Here is an 18,425-nt window from a genome sequence, read left to right as displayed (position 1 = left end):
GGACTTCGAAACGCCCGCCGATAGGCTACAGAAGGTGTTGCGATGACCGGTTGAACCCACCCCTCCTTGTTTGACATTCGCGTCGGATGGACTATTTGATCAACCGATCGGTTGAACTTTCGTTCGTATGCCACCGCTTAAATCAAATGTCAACCGATCGGTTGAATTTTGGAGAACGCCCTTGTCCGCTTTTGCCGCAGTCACCGACGACGACCGGCTCGATCTGATCTTCCATGCCCTTGCCAACCGCACGCGGCGGGCATTGGTGGCGCGGCTCGCCAAGGGCGCGGCCAAAGTCACCGACCTGGCCGAGCCCTTCGGCATGTCGCTGGCGGCCGTCTCAAAGCACCTGATCGTCCTCGAAAACGCCGGCATCGTCGATCGCAGGGTCAGCGGACGCGTCCATGTCTGCGCGCTCAACACCGGCCCGCTCGCCAGCGCCGATGAGTGGTTGACCGCCTATGGCGACTTCTGGAACGAAAAGCTCGACAACTTCGCCACTTTCGTCGAAAGCGGCGCGAATGAGGCCGAGGAGTAAGCATGACCCCCACCGCCCTCTCGATGACCCGGGTGATCCGCGCGCCGCGTGAGCGGGTCTTTGCCGCCTGGACCGACCCGGAAAGCCTCAAGAAGTGGTGGGGGCCGGGACCTGTCGTCTGCCCCGAGGCGCATGTAGACTTGCGAGAAGGCGGCGCCTACCGCATCGCCAATCGCCATCCGGATGGCTCCGTCACCTGGATTTCCGGGGTTTTCGAGCGCGTCGTTCAGCCCGAGCAACTCGTCTATACCTGGAGCGTCAGCACCTATCCGGGGAACCCGACCCTTGTCACCCTCGACTTCAACCAGCACCCCGAGGGGACCGAGTTGGTGTTGAACCACGAGCGGTTCACCGATGCGGCCACGCGCGACATGCATATGGCCGGCTGGGAGGGGTGCCTCGTCAAGCTCGAGGCGCTGTTCGTCTAACCTCCCGCCACGGGCGCACTCGAGTCGCTGCTGTTACCCGAATGGATGAGCGTCGCCACCTGCCCGATGCGCGGTGGCACTGCGTCGGGGTTCTGCTCGAAGAAGGCCTTGCGCGCATCGAGCACGCGCTGCCGGTTGGCGAGCGCCCACTCCGAAACCGCATCGAGCGGCACCAGCAGCTCACGCCCCAGATCGGTCAGCTCATAGTCGACACGCGGCGGAATGCTCGGGGTGACGGTGCGGGTGACGAACCCGTTCATCTCGAGCTCGCGCAGCGTTGCCGTCAGCACCTTCTGGCTGATGCCGCCGATCAGGCGTTTGAGCTCGGAAAACCGCATGGGCCCATGCTTCAGCCGGGTGATGATGAGCACCGTCCATTTGCCGCCGATCTGGTTGAGAATCTCCCCGACCGGCCGGCAATCGTGAGGAGTGTAGGTGTCACCGGGTTTCATTTTGGTGCCTTCCGTATCGAAAAAGTGCCGTCTTGCGGCGGAATTTCAGGTGACTGATATAGCGTGAGTTACCAACGGAAACCACCCGGAGATATGCATGAAAACCGTTGTCGTTCTCGTCGGCAGCCTCGCCAGCAATTCGATAAACCTCAGACTCGCCAAGGCCCTGCAGGCATTGGCGGATTCAAGACTTAAATTCGATTTTCTCGATCTGGGCACATTGCCCCACTACAATGACGACCTGTGGGCCGCCCCGCCGGCCGCGGTCACCGACCTCAAGCGTCGCATCGAAGCCGCCGAGGGCGTCCTCATCGTCATGCCCGAGCACAACCGCTCGTTCCCCGCCGTGCTCAAGAACGCCATCGACTGGGGCTCGCGTCCCTGGGGCCATAATTCCTGGACCGGCAAGCCGCTCGCCATCGCTGGCGCCAGCCCCGGCGCCATCGGCACCGCCGCCGGCCAGGCACACCTGCGCTCGCTGCTGCCCGCCCTCGGCTTCGTCGTCATGGGCCAGCCCGAGGTTTATCTCCACGCCCAACCCGGGCTCATCGACGAGCACGGCGAAATCGCCGATGACCAGACGCGCGGGTTTCTCACCGGCTTCGTCGACCGGTTCGTCGACTGGATCGAAACGCACGGCGCTCCTCGACCCGCAGAAAGCGTTGCGGCCGAATAGAGCAAGATACGGCCGGACCAAGGTCCGGCCGTTTCAATCCTCACCTCGAAAGAGACTCAGGCCGCCTCGTCCTTGGCCGCGCTGCGGGCAAGCGTCACCTTCAATCCGTCGAGGTCGTCGTTCATCAGGATCTGACAGGAAAGCCGCGAGTTGGAGCGGACGTCCCCGACGCTGTCGAGCAGGTCCTCTTCCTCCTCGCTCGGGGCGCCGACGATCTCGACCCACGCGTCATCCACATAGACGTGACAGGTCGCGCACGAGCACGAGCCACCGCACTCGGCTTTGATGTTGAGCCCCCAGTCGCGTATGACTTCCATCACCCGCCAGCCGTCGAGGCCCTCGAGCTCGTGTTGCGTGCCGGACTGGTCGGTGACGTGGATTTTCATCTGGAATCTCTCATGTCGAAAGTTGGCACTTGAGGGTTCCGATGGGCGGTTTGGCCGAGTCGGATAGCGTGGATTTCGAGAACCGGAGCGCAGCGTATGTGAAATACGTGAGCACCGGAAGCGCAGAAATTCGCGCTAGGCGGCCTGCAAAACCGCCCAGCGGGACCCTCAAGCCACCCCAAGCTTCTTCTGCAGTTTGGTCGAGCTCGTCGTATATTGGAAAATCACGCGCTCGTCGGGCGAGACGATCTTCTTGGCGGCCTGGGCCATCAGCGCCGCCTCGTGGAAGCCCGAGAGGATGAGCTTCAACTTGCCCGGGTAGTGGTTGATGTCGCCGATGGCGAAGATACCCGGCACCGAGCTCTCGAACTTTTCGGTGTCGACGACGATGAGGTTGTCGTTGAGCTCAAGGCCCCAGTCGGCGACCGGCCCGAGCTTCATGGTCAACCCGAAGAACGGCAGCAGGCGCGTCGCCGGAATCGAGACATCGCCAGCGTCCGTCGAGAAGTGGATGCGGCGGAGCTGTCCGTCCTCGCCTTCGAGGCCAGCGATCTGGCCGATCTGCAGTGAGATCTTTCCGTCGCCGACGAGCTTTTGCATCTTGTTGACCGAGTCCGGCGCCGCCCGGAAGGCGTTGCGGCGGTGAACGAGAGTCAGGGAGCGCACGATAGGCTGAAGGTTCAGCGTCCAGTCGAGCGCGGAGTCGCCGCCCCCGACAATAACGACGTCCTGGCCGCGGAAGTCCTCCATCTTGCGCACCGAATAGAAGACCGACTTGCCTTCAAAGGGCTCGATGCCGTCGACCGGCGGGCGCTTTGGCTGGAACGAGCCGCCGCCCGCCGCGATTACCACCACCTTGGAAAGGAACACTTCGTCGGCGTCGGTTGTCAGCCGAAAAGTGCCGTCGGCTTGCTTTTCAAGACTCGTGACCATCCGGCTGAAATGGAACTCCGGCTGGAACGGCGCGATCTGCGTCAGCAGGTTGTCGGTCAGCCCCTGCCCGGTAATCACAGGAAAGGCGGGAATGTCGTAGATCGGTTTTTCCGGATAGAGCTCGGCGCATTGGCCGCCGGCACGGTCGAGGATATCGATGAACTGGCATTTGATGTCGAGAAGCCCGAGTTCGAAAGCCGCGAACAGGCCGCATGGCCCCGCGCCGATCACGACGACATCGGTGACGATTTCAGTTCCGCTCATTCTCTTCTCAACTCTTGGAGGCGATCCAACGCCTCGGTCTCTCGCAGGGTCATCCCCGCGAAAGCGGAGACCTCCGTTTTTCCTTCAACAGAGGTTCCCGCTTTCGCGGGAATGACTGGGGTTGAACATGCTTGCCTGGTGATCGGCAAAAGCTGATTGCCGCACTCCGTTTAAATCAACCGGCGCGGCGAAGATAGGGGCGCGTGCCGACAGGGACTTCCGTCAGCCCTACCGGCTGGTAGAAAATCGCCACCTCGGCCAGCTTGCCTTCGGCGAGCGCCTGACGCGTCGGCTCGTGCGTGACCACCAAGGCGGTGACGCCGCAGCGGCGCATCAGGGGAATCTGGTCGGCAAGAACGTCGCCTACCGCCCTGATTTCCCCCGCGAACCTGTAGCGCTCCGAAAGCAGCCGCGCCGTCGAATATCCACGCCCGTCGGTGAAGGCAGGGAACTTTATGGCGACTGATGCGAAACGCTGGAGGTCGTCCTTGACGTCCTCGATGCGCTCGCCTGGAGAGACCAGGAGCCCCAATGGGTGCGGGTTGGCAAGGAACGTCTCGCGGTGCTCGAGGAACACAGGCAGCGGAACGTGCGTATAGTGGGCCGTGGCCGCATCGTCGCCCTCGCCCCAGTCGTGGAACGGATCGGCGATGAACGCGCCGTCTTTGAACAGCCTGTGCTTCTCGACCGCGACCATCGGCTTGGCTATCGCTCCATTGAAGTCGAAATGGATGCCGCATTCCTTCTTATTGAGTCCGCGCCAGCGGCCGGCCCGCGGATCCTCGCCTTCGGCTACCACCGAGGTGCACGGCGCGCAACCGATGGATTTGTACCCACTTTGATAAAGCGGATGCTCGGGCAGGTTATGCTCCTGCCGGTAGGCGACGACGTCGGCATCCGAAAAATGGGCGAGCGGATTGACCTTGATGCGATCGTCGCTCGTCAACTCAAAATGCGGCAGCACCCCACGCTCGACCGTCTGATAGCGTTTGCGGCCCGTGACCCACCCGCCATATTCCTCGGTGATCGGCTCGAGCGGTTCGGTCTTGCGAATGTGGCAGCAGGAGTCGGGGTCCGTTTCCCAAAGATCGCCGTTCGGATCGAAGCGCTTGAGGTCCGCCGGGTCCGGCTGGATGGCGATGACGTTGGTCAGTCCCAGGCGCGTCTTCAGCGTCTCGACATAGTCGAGCGTTTCGGGAAAGTGCTTGCCCGTCTCGAGGAAATAGACCGGAAGATCCTTTTTGACCTTCGAGACCATGTGCAGCAGCACAGCCGAATCCGCCCCGAACGACGAGACGATGGCAACGTCGCCGGGCAGGATTTCCTCGACGGCGTGCCGCAGCACGCCAAGCGCGTCCATCTCATCGAACATGCCGTTGAGCGCGACGACTCCGAGTGCGCGCAGCGGATCGGGCCTGTGCTGCCTAGGCAGCGCGTTCACTTGCGCCATAAAGGGCCTCCTTGAACGGCGCTTCGCCCAGCCGCCGGACAGCGGCGATGAATGGCTCTGCCGGGTTCTGCCGCAGGCCGATATAGGCATCGACCAGCCGCTCGATGGCATCGGGCACGGCCTCCGCCTCGAAGCCTGGGCCCATGATCTTGCCGACTGCCGCGTTCTCGGTCGCGTCGCCCCCGAGGGTGATCTGATAGAGCTCGCCGCCCTTCTTCTCCACACCGAGGATGCCGATGTGACCCACGTGGTGGTGCCCGCAAGCGTTGATGCAACCCGAGATCTTGATCTTCAGGTCCCCGATCTCCTTCTGCCGCGTCATGCTGGCGAAGCGCTCGGAAATCGACTGGGCGATGGGGATGGACCGCGCATTGGCCAGCGCGCAAAAGTCGAGCCCGGGGCAGCAGATCATGTCGGTGATGAGACCCGCATTGCCGTCCGCGAGTTCCTCCGCGACCAGAGCATTATAGATCGTCCTGAGATCGGCGATCCGCACATGCGGCAGCACTAGGTTCTGCTCGTGCGTCACGCGCAGCTCATCGAACGAGTAGCGTTCGGCAAGGTCTGCGACTGCCTCCATCTGCTCGGCGCTCGCATCCCCCGGCGGCTTCCCGACGGGTTTCAATGAGATCGTCACGCTCGCATAACCAGGCATGCGGTGCGAGGTGATGTTGTTCTCCAGCCATTCGCCATAGGCGGTGTCGAGGATTTTCTCGCGCTTGACGTCGATGCGCGTCGCCGGCAGCTCCTCGAACGGCGGCGGAGTGAAATAGGCGGCGATACGGTCGAGCTCCTCCTGCGGCAGGGTGAGTACCCCGCCGCGCATTTCGGCGAACTCGGCCTCCACCTGGCCCTTGATCGTTTCAAGTCCCTCCTCGTGGACAAGGATCTTGATCCGCGCCTTGAACTTGTTGTCGCGCCGCCCGTAGCGATTGTAGACGCGCAGGATGCTCTCCAGATACGCGAGCAAGTGCTCATTTGGCACGAAACCGTTGATCATCTTGCCGACGATGGGCGTGCGCCCAAGCCCGCCGCCGACCCAGACTTCCCAGCCGATTTCACCACTAGGATTGGCGACCGCCTGCAGGCCGATATCGTGGAAGCGGATCGCGGCCCGGTCGTTGGGCGAACCCGACATGGCAATCTTGAATTTGCGCGGCAGGTAGCTGAACTCGGGATGGAGGCTCGACCATTGGCGCAGGATCTCGGCCACCGGCCGCGGATCGATGATCTCGTCGGCCGCCGCGCCTGCGAACTGGTCCGTGGTGATGTTGCGGATGCAGTTGCCGGAAGTCTGGATCGCGTGCATCTCGACCGAAGCGAGGTCGGCGAGGATATCCGGCACGTCCTTCAGCTTTGGCCAGTTGAACTGGATGTTCTGCCGGGTGGTGAAGTGCCCATAGCCGCGGTCGTAGGTGCGCGCAATATGCGCGAGCATCCGCAGCTGGCGCGAGCTCAGCGTTCCATAGGGCACGGCGATGCGCAACATATAGGCATGGAGCTGCAGGTAGAGGCCGTTCATCAGCCGCAGCGGACGGAACTGGTCCTCGCTCAGCTCGCCCGAAACGCGCCGCCGCACCTGATCGCTGAACTGCGCGGTGCGCTCGCGCACGAACGCGGCGTCGAATTCGTCATATCGATACATGACCGTCCTCACCCAGATGCTGCCGGTCGAAGGCGGGCGCGGTCGGCCCCGCTGCGCGGATGCGCTCGCGCAACCGGATCGGCACGATCCGCCCCTCGACCATGTTCACGTCCTCGGCCTCGAGGCTGACGATCCGCCCGGTCGCCTTGGTGGCCGCAAGAGCCGCCTCCTTGGCCTCGGCCTCGTCCTTGCCAAAGACCCGCGCTGCCTGCAGGTCCTCGACCCACCGCCCCTCGGCGTCGAGATAGACCGTCGCGCCGGACGTCAGCTCGTTTCCAGTTAGAATTTCCATTGCCTCAAGCCACCTTGAATTCCTGTGCTGCGATCTCGGCGGCCCCGGCCCAGTCGCCGGCTGCCACTGCCTCGCCCACGAATATGATCGCCGGCCCGTCAGCGAACGCGATCGCGCCCGTCGCCAGCCCGCCGAGCGTGCCGGCGTAGAGCGTCTTGTCCACCCGCCCGGCATTGACGACGATGCCGATCGGCAGCTTCGCCCCCGCGCCGAAATCGATCAGTCGGCCTGCCACCTCGGCTGCGATCGACTTGCCCATATAGAGCGCCAGTGTCAATCCGCTCCCGGCGAGTGCCGCCCAGTGCGCAAGCTCCGCGTCGTCGGCGCCATGTGCCGTCGCCATCACGAAACCGCTCGACACTTTCCGCAGGGTCACCGGCGTTGCCGTATCGGCCGCTGCCGCCAGCGCGGCGCTGACCCCAGGGACCACCGCATAGCCGATCCCGGCCTTGCGCAACGCCGCGATCTCCTCGCCGGCCCGCCCGAAAACCATAGGGTCGCCCGATTTCAGCCGTGCGACCTTCCGGCCCTCGCCGGCAAGCCTGACGAGGAGCGTGTTGATCTGGGCCTGGCTGAACGAATGATGCCCCTTGGCCTTACCGACGCAGATGCGCTCGGCGTCGCGCCGACCCATCTCCACCACGGCATCGGGCACGAGCTGGTCATGTACGATCACGTCCGCCTCTTGCAGCAGGCGCTGCGCGCGCAGCGTCAAGAGGTCCTCGGCCCCCGGCCCAGCCCCGATGAGCCAAACCATCCCGGCCCCACCGCCTCTGACGGCGTGCTCTTGGAGCATCGCCTCGGCTTCCTTCGCGCCGTCACCGGTGCTGGCCGCCGCCTCGACAGTCGGAGAGGTGACGAGATCCTCGTAGAACCGGCGCTTTGCTGCCCCGTCTTGAAGCAGGTTCTCAACTCTACTCCGCAGGCTCCCGGCGAGCCGCGCCACTTGGCCCAGCCCCGGCGGCAGCAGCGCCTCGATCCTGGCGCGCACCAGCCGCGCCAGCACCGGCGCATCGCCTTCGGTCGAGATCGCCACCGTTAGCGGCGCCCGCTCGACGATCGAGGGCGTATAGAAGTCGCATTCGCTGGGCACGTCGACGACGTTGAGCGGCACGCCCCGCGCCCGCGCCGCAACCTTCGCCGCCTCGCCGTCTGCACCATGGTCAGCCACGAACACCAAGGCTGCGCCGTCGAGGTCGGAGGCAGCAAAAGGCCGCGCCAGGACCGTCACCGGTAACGCAGAAAAGTCCGCTTCGATTTTCGAGGAAATAATGACGACCGATGCAGTCGTCTTAATCGCCAATCGGGTCTTGTTGAGGGCTTCTTCTCCACCGCCGACGATGACGATGCGCTTACCCTCGATCCTGTAGCTCAACGGAAATGTGTTGAGTTGGCCCATTGGACTCCTTGTCCTTAGTGAGACCCGGAAAATAGAGACACTGTGCGCCACGAGCAAGATATTGAAATACAATAGCTTTTATATTTCCCTTCCTGCACCGCAGTTAGAACGCCGCCCGCGAGACGGTCGCGCACCCGCCAAATGAATCTGCGCTTGCGCGGAGGAAGGAAATTTTTCTCCGAGAACTTCGGCTCCGGCCGGGTGCTAGCCCTGGCGGGTCGGCACATTGACGACCAGCCCGTCGAGTTCGTCACGCACCCGTATCTGGCAGGAGAGCCGGCTGGTGGGGCGCACGTCGAAGGCGAAGTCGAGCATGTCCTCTTCCATGTGAGAGGGGCCGCCGGTCACGTCGAACCAGTCCTCATCGACATAGACATGGCAGGTGGCGCAGGTGCATGCGCCCCCGCACTCGGCAACGATACCCGGCACGCCGTTCATGATGGCCGTCTCCATCACAGTCGCCCCGTTCTGGGCTTCGACTTCGTGGCGCGTACCATCGGGCTCAATGTAGGTAATCTTGGTCATGGGGCCGTTCTTGCTCTCTATGCAGGCGATATAGACGCGGTGGAGCGGTCCGGCAACGCCAGCCGGCGCATGGCTGCAATCACAGCCCGAGGAGCGTTTCGAGCTGATGCCGGCCGATGCCGAAGCGGGCCTTCGTAGCGGCGATCTTGCCCAACACCGCCTCCCGGTCCCGCCCTGCCCGCCGATCCTTCTGCGCCACGATCAGAACGTTCTTGGGCGTATGGGCATCGGGCACGAATTCGAAGACGCGTGTACGGTAACTGGAAAGCTCCAGCATCAGCGCACGCAGGCCGTCGGTGACCATCTCGGCCTGCCGTTCGAGGAAGACGCCGTGCCGCAGGAGGAAATCGAGGTCGTCCGCGGCCTTGCCGGCCTCCATCTCGCGCCGGATCTGCTTATGGCAGCAGGGTGCCACCGCGATCAGTTCGGCACCGGCCGCGATCCCCCGGGAGATCGCATCATCCGTCGCCGTGTCGCAGGCATGAAGCGCAATGACGGCGCTGGCGCCTGCCGCGTCATAATCGAGAATCGATCCTTCCACGAAGCGCAGACGCGAGAAACCGTTCTCGGCGGCAATGCCGTTGCAGAGCTCGACAAGGCTCTTGCGGACCTCGACGCCTACCATCTCGACCTCGAGGCCCAGCGCAGTGGCCAGGTGGTCGTAGAGCGCAAAGGTCAGGTAACCTTTGCCCGCCCCCATGTCGACGATCCGCGTCAGCCGCTCTTTCGGGATCGCTTGAATCAAAGGCGCAAAAATCTCCACCATCCTGTTGATCTGGCGGAACTTGTCCTGCGCCGCGTTAAGGACGTTTCCCTGCGTGTCGGTCAGCCCGAGGGCGTTGAGCCACGGCTTTTCCGCCACAACCGGCCGGTCCTTTGCCCGATCATGGGCGCCCGATGCGGTCGCGCGTCCCTCGACCGTCTCGCGCTTCAGCCGCACCTTGTCGCCATTGCGCTCGAACGACAGGTCGAATCCCGTCGTCGAGAGCCGCGCGCTGCGGAAGTCATCAGCAAGCCACGCCCGCAGCAGTGCGACAGCTTCGTCGACCCCGTAATTCTTGGTGATGTCTCGGGTCTTGTAGCGCCAGACAATGCTGAGCTTGTCGCCGCCCTTGAGCGCGACCTTGCGTCCCTCGGCCGACTTCAGCGCTTCATCCGATCCGTGATAGCCGCCGAGCTTGAGCCGAATGAGGCTCCCGTCACGGAAGGCCTCGCCCAGCGTGTCGAGGAACGCCGCGGTCCGTTCCTCGGCGACGGGCGTCACGCCCGTTCCTTGGTCGTCAGGAACCGGACCTTGGGAAAGTCCTGCTGCGCGCGCTGCGCCCACCATGCGTTCTGCGCCATGAACACCGGCGCCCCGTCGCGGTCTTCGGCCATGTTGGTCTTCTGGGCGGCGATGAAGCGCTTGAGCTCGGCCTCGTCGTCGCTCTCCACCCATCGCGCCACTTCCATCCCCACGCTTTCGAAACCGATGGGAACATTGTATTCCTTCTCGACGCGCGCCCCCAACACCTCGAGCTGCAGCGGTCCGACGACACCGACGAGATAGTCGGCACCGACCATACGGCGAAAGACCTGTGCCACGCCCTCCTCGGCAAGGTCCGAGAGCGCCTTGGCGAGTTGCTTGGCCTTGATGGCCTCGGCAAGCCGCACCCGCCGAATGATCTCGGGCGCGAAGTTCGGAATGCCCGTCACCTTGATCGCCGCGCCTTCGGTCAGCGTATCGCCCACCGAAAGCGTCCCGTGGTTGGGGATGCCGACGATGTCGCCCGCCACCGCCTCTTCCGCCAACTCCCGGTTGTTGCCGAAAAAAAACATCGGGTTGGAGATGGCGAGGTCCTTGCCGGTGCGCACGTTCCTCAATTTCATACCGCGCGCGAAAGTGCCCGAGGACAGCCGTACGAACGCGATGCGGTCGCGATGGTTTGCGTCCATATTGGCCTGCACCTTGAAGACGAACCCGGTGACCTTCTTTTCCGCGGGCTCGATAGGCTTGGGCTCGGCCGGCTGCGGCCGCGGCTCCGGCGCCCATTCGCCGAGCGCGCGCAGCAGTTCGGCGACGCCAAAGCCCTTGAGCGCCGAACCGAAGAGGACCGGCGTCAGGTGCCCGGCCTGAAAGGTCGCAAGATCGAATTCCGGCAGCGCCGAGCGCGTCAGGTCAAGCGTCTCGATGGCGTTGACGAAAACGGGATCGGCCATCAGGTCGTCGTGGTCGAGAAGCTCTTCGATCTCGTCCCACTCGGCTCCGGGCGTGCCCGTCGGGCCGACGACGCGGTTTTCAACGAGGTCGAGATAGCCGCGATAGTCGACCCCCTGCCCGATCGGCCACAGCGCCGGGGTGAGGTCGAGCGCCAGCTTGTCGGCAATCTCGTCGAAGAGCGCCAGCGGCTCCTGGCCCTCACGGTCGATCTTGTTGATGAAGGTGATGATGGGGATGTCGCGCAGCCGGCAGACCTCGAAGAGCTTCAAGGTCTGGCTTTCAATGCCCTTGGCCGCATCGATCACCATGATGGCCGCGTCCACCGCCGTCAGCACACGGTAGGTGTCCTCGGAAAAGTCCGAGTGACCTGGAGTATCGAGCAGGTTGAAGGTCAGTCCCTGATAGTCGAAGGTCATGACCGACGAAGCGATGGAGATGCCGCGCTGCTGCTCCATCTCCATCCAGTCCGAGCGCGTCGAGCGCGTGCCGGCCTTGCCGCGCACCTGGCCCGCGTTCTGGATGGCTCCGGCGGCAGACAGCAGTCGCTCGGTCAGCGTGGTCTTGCCGGCGTCCGGATGCGAGATGATGGCGAAGGTGCGACGCGTGCGGAAGGCATCCGTGCTCGCCAGCGACTGGTCGATGCGGGAAAGAGGAGCGGTCGCGACCGCCTGGACAGCGCTCATGGATAGTCGGGCCTATTCGAGAAGGGGCGCCCGCAGCCGCGCGCAAACGCGGCAGGCTCGGACGATGCGTGGCCGCTCTATAGTGGGTTTCGGCCGCTGCCGTCAAACGGCTGGCGTGTTCGTGAGCGTGCCGGCGCCCGCGAGCGAGCGAGACGGCGCTAGCCCTGGTCCGCCTCCGCGACGAACCCGGCAATATACCCGCGCACTTCCTCGACGGCGATCGCCAGGTCCGCGACCTGCTCGGTGCCCACCGGCCGTCCCTCGCGCAGGCTCGCTTCGGCCTCGCGTGCAACGTCCGCGACGCCCCAGGCGCCGACTCCTGCGGCAGCCCCCTTGATGACATGCAGGTTCATCTTCTTCTCATCGGCATCGGCAGAGGCCACGAGCCGCCCCATATAGCGCGCGATCGTCTCGTCGAAGAGCCGCAGCACCTCGACCTCGAGGCTCACATCTCCCAGGCACTGCCGGGCGAGGTGTTCACGGTCAATCGGCCGGCTCTCTCGCCCCGTAGCCGGGTTTTCCACATGTTCGACAAAGCCTGCAGCGCGCGCCATATTACTTCCCGTCGGGTTCGGGTCGCTAAATCCTCATGATGACGGCCCGATCCCCAAACCTAATCAGCGGCTGTGAACGGGAGCTTAAGCCACACCTTCGCCTTTGGTTGAGGTTGTGTTCGGCCGGCAGGTTTGGTCAAACACGATTAACCTTTCGTTAAGAAAAGGTTCGGTTTGTGTAAAATTGCATGTATTAATGCGCTACTACCAGCGCGCGGCGGCGTGGGTTCAAGGGGTCGATGCGGGGCATTTGCATCGAATTCGAGCGATCTGACATCCCTTCCAGAAAGGGGACACGAGTCATGACAGCTCGCATACCTCGCCGTATCGCCGGTTGAGTCGACGCGAGAGTTGTAAAGAGTATGGCGAAGAATTCGACACCCCCCGCAAACGATCCTGCTGCGCTTGCGTTTTCGGCCGTAGAGGACGCTCTCAAGGACTCGGTCTTCAACCTGGAGCCGGCCCCAAAGGCCGAACCGGAAAAGAAGCCCGCAGAAGCCGCGCCGCGGTCGGAGCGGCTGCGCGCTGCCAATCGCATTGCCGCACAGGCGAACACCATCGCCAATGACGATCGCATCCAGCCGTCGCGGATCCTTTATGGACTGCAGACCCGCTCCTCGTCGACGCCCACCTGGATCGCCACCATCCTCTCGGTCGTCTGGCTCGGCGCCACGGGTACAGCCGGTTATCTGCGTTACCAGGACCAGCTCGCCGACATCTCGACCTTTGTCCGCACCCTCGACTTTATCGGCCTGATCGCGCTGATGCTCCTGCCGGTGCTGGGCTTCTTTGCAGTTGCAACGCTTGTGCGTCGCGCCCAGGACCTGCGCAATGCGGCCTCGTCGATCACCCAGGCGGCGGTGCGCCTGACCGAACCGGAAGTTGCCGCCGCCGAGCGTGTGGCAACGGTCGGCCAGGCTGTGCGCCGCGAGGTCAATGCCCTCGGCGATGGCCTCGAGCGCGCCCTCTCGCGGGCCGGCGAACTCGAAGTCATGATCCACAATGAGGTCACGGCGCTAGAAAAGACCTATTCGGAAAACGAGTCGCGCATGCGCTCGCTTATTTCCGAGCTGGCCACCCAGCGCGAGAGTGTCCTTTCCAACACCGAGCGCGTGCGCGAGGCGATCACCGAAAGCCACACCGGCCTCGTCTTCGACCTCGACATGATCTCCCAGCGCATTGCCGGCACCATCGTCGACAGCGGCGGGAACCTGACCCGTGCGCTCGAGACCGCCGGCAATACCCTCAACACGGGTTTTTCCGAGCGCGCCGACGGCTTTGTAAATCTCCTCGAAAACCGCACCGGCGACTTCCTTGGAGCCATCGACGAGAGCTCGGGCAAGCTGACGCAGAGCTTTGCCGAGCATTCGTCTGCCATGTCGCGTGACCTTGCGGCGCGAACGGAAGCTCTTTCGTCGACCATCGACAACAGGATGAATGCATTGACGGACGCCCTCGACAGTCGGGCAGCCATATTCACCGACGCCATCGATGGGCAGGCCAGCGCCCTGACCGAAGCGCTCGACGCGCGCACGACCAATTTGACCGATGCCCTCGACACGCGCACCGCCGACCTGGCCGACGCGCTTGAAACGCGGGTAACCGGTTTTACCGACGCGTTCGATACTCGTACAGCCAGTCTCACCGACGCCCTCGATACGCGCGCAGCCAATCTGACCGACGCGTTCGACACGCGAACGGCCAGTCTCACGGGTGCACTCGAGGCGCGCGCAGCCAATCTGACCGGCGCGCTCGACACGCGAACGGCCGTTCTGACCGACGCCCTGGACATGCGTACCACTAGTCTGACAGAGGCGCTCGACACGCGCGCCACCAGTCTGACCGGTGCGATCGCCGCGCAGGCTGATGCTCTGACCGGAACGATCGATGCGCAGGCCAACGCTCTGACCGGCGCGCTCGATAGCCGCGCCGCCAACCTGGCCGGCGTAATCGAAACCCAGGTCGGCACCCTCTCGGGTGCGCTCGAAGATCGGACCAGCGCGCTCTCCAACCTGCTCACCGACGGCGGCAACCTGCTTCTCGAGCAGTTGCACCAGCGCGGCCATGAGGTCGCCGGCGCTCTCGACCTGGTCGGCCAGCGCCTCAGCGAAGACATCACTGGCCGCTCCCGGGAAGCCGAAACACTCCTCAGCGCCCTGACTCGCCAGCTCGATGAGAGCGTTTCGATCCAGCTCAACTCGCTCGAGAGCCGCCTGCAGTCGGCGCTGATCGAGATCAACGGCGCGCTCGACGAGACCGCCGACAAGGCCCGCGTGACCATCTCGACCGCCGGCGCCGGCTCGCTTGCCGAATTCGACGCGCGCCTCAACGAGATCTCCGTCGGCATCGACGAGCGCCTCGGCAGGCTCGACGGCGCCGTCGGCGACAAGGGCGAAAAGCTGATCGCCGCGCTAGAGGCGCAGAACGAGACCTTCACCGCCCGCGCCGATACGCTCGAAACGACGCTCGGCGAGCGCTCCGAGCGCCTCGATCGCATCGTCACCAGGCACACCGAGGAACTGGACGGCATTCTCGGCACCCGCGCGGGTGAAATCGCCGGCGCCCTCGATCAGCGCTCCAGCCAGATTTCCGAGATTATCGAAAGCCGCTCGCAGGCGTTCGCCGAAGTGCTCCACACCAGTGCCAATCGCCTCGACGATGCGCTGGCGGCACGTGTCGATCAGTTGGGCGGTCTGCTCGACGTGCGCGGCCAGCAGATCACCGACGCCATCGCCGAACGCAGTCGGGAAGTCTCGGACTCGCTCGCAGGCCACGCTGAGATCATCGCCGAGACGCTCGACAAGCGCGTCAGTGGCATCGACACCACGCTGACCGATCGCACTCGCGCGCTCGACGCCTCCCTCGCGGACCGCACCCGCGATCTCGACACCTCGCTTGCGGATCGCACTCGAGATATCGACGCGTCGCTTGCTGGCCACGCCGGTCAAATCGAGGACTCGCTTGCCACGCACCAGCAGGGCATGAGCGAGGCGATCGCACGACGGACCGAGGAGCTGGGCAGCACGCTGGCCGAGCGCACGCAGGGCTTCGAGGACGCCATCGCCACCCGCACGCAGGCGCTGGCCGACACGATCGCCGAGAAGGGCGGATCACTGACAGCCGAGCTCGATACGCAGACCGTCGCTCTGACCACCGCGCTCGATAATCGCACCCACCAGCTTGCTTCGACCGTCGGCACCCGCACCAGCGCGCTTTCCGACGCGCTGGCCCAGCGTACTGAGCAGCTCGCCGAACAGCTGACGGTCCGCACAGAGGAGATGTCGCGCGTTATCGAAGACCAGGGCCTTGTCGCCCGCGACCGCATCGATGCTTCGCTGCGCAGCGTCACCGAGACCATGGCCGAACGGGTCGATAACGTTTCCGGCCGTATCGACGACAAGGTGGCCGGCATCAACGAGAGCCTGGGGCGCGGCATTGATGATGCGCTCGTGCGCATCACCGACGCCGAGAACGGTGTTATCCACCGCATCGAGGGCGCCTCCTCGACGGTTAGCGAGAGCGCCCGCCAGGCCGCCGACATCATCGAGACCGGCGTCGACTCAGCGCGCAAGGCCATTGCCGACATGGTCGACCAGCGTCTCGGGACCCTGCCCGAAGCCATCACCGCGCGCGCCGACATCACGGCGGACCGGCTCGCAGCGCTCAACGCCTCGATCAATACCTCGATCACTCAGTCGATGGCCGATCTCGAGGCCGGCGCCGATCGCATTGAGGAGACGATCACCAACCGGCTTGGTCACGCCACCCAGACGATCGTTTCCGACGTCAACACGTCAGCCGACCGCATGGATACGGCCGTACGCCAGGCACTCCAGCAGATCCAGGCCGCCGCCGCCAATATCGACCAGCTCGTTTCCATCAAGGCAACGGGCGCAGTCGACGACATCGCAGCGCGTGTTGCCGACATCAACCGTTCGGTCGCCGAGCATACCGACAGTTTCGCCGCCATCGTTGCCGAGAAATCCGACGAACTGCGCGGTGCACTCGCCGGCCACGGTAACGTGTTGCGCGAGGCCCTCGCCGAGACCGCACGCGAGGCCGAGGAGGTCATGTCCGTCTCGACCTCCCGCATCCTGCAGGACGTCGGGTCCGCGCTCGGCAAGCTCAACGATTCCAACCTCCTGCTGCAGCGCGTGCTTGACGCGTCGACCTCCAATCTCAAACTGCTCGAAACGAACGTCGCCGAGCAGACCGCTGGCTACTCCTCCGCTGTACGCGACGCCATCAGCCAGACCGAAGAAGCCGGCCAGATGGTCAGCCGACATGTCGACGCCCTGCACCAGACCATCCGCGGCATGACGGCTGAGTTCGGCTCCGTGCTCGGCAGGCTGGACACAGAAGCAGCCAACATCGCCGAAGCTGCCAACACACTCTCGACTTCGGGCAATTTCGCTCTCGAGACGCTGGAGGAGCGGCGTGGCGCCATGGATGCGCTGGCCTCGACCTTCACCGCCCGCGCCGACGACATCGACGCGCGTATGCGTCTCTTCGCCCAATCGATCGCCGATACGGTCAACGATACCGAACGCCGGCTGATCGGTGCCCGCCGGGCCATGGACGATGCGCTGAACGCCACCTCCACGGGTGTGACCGAGGCCATCGAGACGGCAACGAGCACCGTCAATCAATCGCTGCTTGAGACCAGCGAGCGCGTCAACCAATCGCTGCTCGAGACCAGCGAGCGCGTCAGCGAAACGCTGACAACCACCGGCCGTCAGGTCGACAGCGCGCTGCTGCGCGCCAGCGATAGCGCCGCAACTGCTATGCGCCAGAACACCAACGTCGTCAGCGAAGCCCTTTCCCAGACGGCCGAGCGGGTCAACACCGCCCTCTCCTCGACGACATCGACGCTCACCGATACCATCAACGACTCGACGTCCTCTGTACGTCACGCCATCACCAGCCATACCGATGCGTTGCGAGAGGCGCTCGACGTCACCAGTGAAGAGGTGACAAACCGCATCGGTCAGTTCCACGAGACGGCTGGCACGGAAGGCCAGCGCACCAACCACGCTATCCGCCAGGCCCAGCAGTCCATGATCTCCGAGATGCAGCGCGCGCTCGAGGACGCGACGCAGCGCTTCAACGACACGGCCCGGGCCATGCGCGACACCGCACATGAAGTCGGCTCCGAGCTCGAGGCAACCCGTTCCGAACTCGCCCGTGGTGTTTCGGAACTGCCCGAGGAAACGCGCGCTAGCGCCGCCGCCATGCGACGGGTCGTCGCCGAGCAGATCGAGGCGCTCTCCGAGCTCAACGCCATCGTGCGGTCCCAGCCGGCAACGCGCGATCTCAACGACCGGGCGCCGGCGCCCGCGCCGCGCCAGGAGCCTCGCCCGGCATATCGGGCGCCCGAGCCGTCACGTGCCGTCTCTTATCGCGAGGAACCCCGCCCGGCCCCGGCCGCCGTTGCGGCCGCCCCGCAGCCGGCACAGCCCGCCCAACCCGCCGAGGATGGAGGCGGATGGCTGCGCGACGTGCTGCGCAACGCCACGGCCAAGCAGGCTGGTTCGCAGCCGGCCAACCTTTCGGGGCTGACCGAAGAGATCGCCCGCTCCATCGACGAGGCGGCACTGGCCGACGCCTGGAACCACTACCAGTCCGGCGAAAAGGGCGTGTTCTCGCGCCGCATCTATACGCTGGCCGGCCAGAGCACCTATGATGACCTGCGCCGCCGCCTGCAGCGCGATCCGGAATTCTCACGGACCGCCCAGGCCTATATGAGCGAATTCGAGCAGCTCCTTCGCCGCGCGGCCTCCGGCCCCAACGCCGCAACCGAAACCCGCGAGCACCTGCTTTCCGATCGCGGCAAGGTCTATACCGCCCTCTCCCACGCCAGTGGACGGCTGGGATAAGCCGGCCATCGATGGAGTAATGAAAAGGCCCCGCCCTGCGGGGCCTTTTCGCATTGCCCGCGCCGCATTGCTGCCGCGCAATGCGCATGCTAGAAAGCAACCCGGTCGGCAGATACCGAGGCGT

The 18,425-nt window shown here is 64.5% G+C and carries 15 protein-coding genes; 4 read left to right on the top strand and 11 right to left on the bottom strand.

Annotation, left to right across the window (positions count from 1 at the left end; genetic code table 11):
* The first annotated feature begins 181 nt into the window (after window positions 1–181).
* Window positions 182–538 (top strand): ArsR/SmtB family transcription factor, encoded by a 357-nt coding sequence (locus QQK18_RS09500; RefSeq protein WP_284340093.1) that lies wholly within the window; start codon window positions 182–184, stop codon window positions 536–538.
* 2 nt (window positions 539–540) lie between these two features.
* On the top strand, window positions 541–966 hold the full coding sequence (locus QQK18_RS09495; protein WP_284340092.1) for an SRPBCC family protein: 426 nt from the start codon (window positions 541–543) through the stop codon (window positions 964–966).
* Here the strand turns inward: QQK18_RS09495 and QQK18_RS09490 are convergent.
* Window positions 963–1,418 (bottom strand): winged helix-turn-helix transcriptional regulator, encoded by a 456-nt coding sequence (locus tag QQK18_RS09490; protein WP_284340091.1) that lies wholly within the window; start codon window positions 1,416–1,418, stop codon window positions 963–965. The genes QQK18_RS09495 and QQK18_RS09490 overlap by 4 nt on opposite strands.
* A 97-nt stretch (window positions 1,419–1,515) precedes the next feature.
* Here QQK18_RS09490 and QQK18_RS09485 point away from each other — a divergent pair, with 97 nt between their 5' ends.
* Window positions 1,516–2,094 carry an NADPH-dependent FMN reductase gene (locus QQK18_RS09485; RefSeq protein WP_284340090.1) on the top strand — a complete coding sequence of 193 codons (579 nt, stop codon included), beginning with the start codon at window positions 1,516–1,518 and terminating at the stop codon, window positions 2,092–2,094.
* 56 nt (window positions 2,095–2,150) lie between these two features.
* Here QQK18_RS09485 and QQK18_RS09480 read toward each other — a convergent pair whose 3' ends face one another.
* From QQK18_RS09480 to QQK18_RS09435, 10 genes are all read right to left on the bottom strand, one after another.
* On the bottom strand, window positions 2,151–2,480 hold the full coding sequence (locus QQK18_RS09480) for a 2Fe-2S iron-sulfur cluster-binding protein (RefSeq protein WP_284340089.1): 330 nt from the start codon (window positions 2,478–2,480) through the stop codon (window positions 2,151–2,153).
* Window positions 2,481–2,648: 168 nt separating this feature from the next.
* Complete coding sequence (locus tag QQK18_RS09475) at window positions 2,649–3,677, bottom strand: NAD(P)/FAD-dependent oxidoreductase (RefSeq protein WP_284340088.1); 1,029 nt, start codon at window positions 3,675–3,677, stop codon at window positions 2,649–2,651.
* Between the two features lie 175 nt (window positions 3,678–3,852).
* Window positions 3,853–5,127, bottom strand: a complete 1,275-nt coding sequence (locus QQK18_RS09470) for a phosphoadenylyl-sulfate reductase (RefSeq protein WP_284340087.1) — start codon at window positions 5,125–5,127, stop codon at window positions 3,853–3,855.
* The gene (locus tag QQK18_RS09465; RefSeq protein WP_284340086.1) at window positions 5,102–6,772 is read right to left on the bottom strand and encodes a nitrite/sulfite reductase; all 1,671 of its coding nucleotides are present in this window, start codon (window positions 6,770–6,772) and stop codon (window positions 5,102–5,104) included. Before QQK18_RS09465 ends, QQK18_RS09470 begins: the two co-directional genes overlap by 26 nt.
* Entirely contained in the window at window positions 6,759–7,064 is a 306-nt protein-coding gene (locus tag QQK18_RS09460) for a DUF2849 domain-containing protein (protein ID WP_284340085.1), read from the bottom strand. Before QQK18_RS09460 ends, QQK18_RS09465 begins: the two co-directional genes overlap by 14 nt.
* A 4-nt stretch (window positions 7,065–7,068) precedes the next feature.
* Entirely contained in the window at window positions 7,069–8,463 is a 1,395-nt protein-coding gene (cysG, locus tag QQK18_RS09455; protein WP_284340084.1) for a siroheme synthase CysG, read from the bottom strand.
* 204 nt (window positions 8,464–8,667) lie between these two features.
* Window positions 8,668–8,988 (bottom strand): 2Fe-2S iron-sulfur cluster-binding protein, encoded by a 321-nt coding sequence (locus QQK18_RS09450; protein ID WP_284340083.1) that lies wholly within the window; start codon window positions 8,986–8,988, stop codon window positions 8,668–8,670.
* Window positions 8,989–9,067: 79 nt separating this feature from the next.
* Entirely contained in the window at window positions 9,068–10,252 is a 1,185-nt protein-coding gene (locus QQK18_RS09445) for a class I SAM-dependent methyltransferase (RefSeq protein WP_284340082.1), read from the bottom strand.
* Window positions 10,249–11,871: a peptide chain release factor 3 gene (locus QQK18_RS09440; protein WP_284340081.1), complete on the bottom strand. Its 1,623-nt coding sequence runs from the start codon at window positions 11,869–11,871 to the stop codon at window positions 10,249–10,251. The genes QQK18_RS09445 and QQK18_RS09440 overlap by 4 nt, the downstream gene beginning before the upstream one ends.
* Window positions 11,872–12,029: 158 nt before the next feature.
* Window positions 12,030–12,425, bottom strand: coding sequence for an Hpt domain-containing protein (locus tag QQK18_RS09435; RefSeq protein WP_284340080.1), 396 nt, complete (start codon window positions 12,423–12,425; stop codon window positions 12,030–12,032).
* Window positions 12,426–12,787: 362 nt separating this feature from the next.
* On the opposite strand from QQK18_RS09435, the gene QQK18_RS09430 reads away from it, so the two are divergent.
* A complete protein-coding gene (locus tag QQK18_RS09430; protein ID WP_284340079.1) occupies window positions 12,788–18,301 on the top strand; it encodes an apolipoprotein A-IV repeat region-like domain-containing protein in 5,514 nt (1,837 codons plus the stop codon).
* Window positions 18,302–18,425 lie beyond the last annotated feature (124 nt).

The organism is Devosia nitrariae, assembly GCF_030160115.1.
GTDB lineage: Bacteria > Pseudomonadota > Alphaproteobacteria > Rhizobiales > Devosiaceae > Devosia > Devosia nitrariae.
The sequence above is the reverse complement of the archived record's forward strand: the minus strand, read 5'-3'. Positions and strand labels throughout refer to the sequence as shown.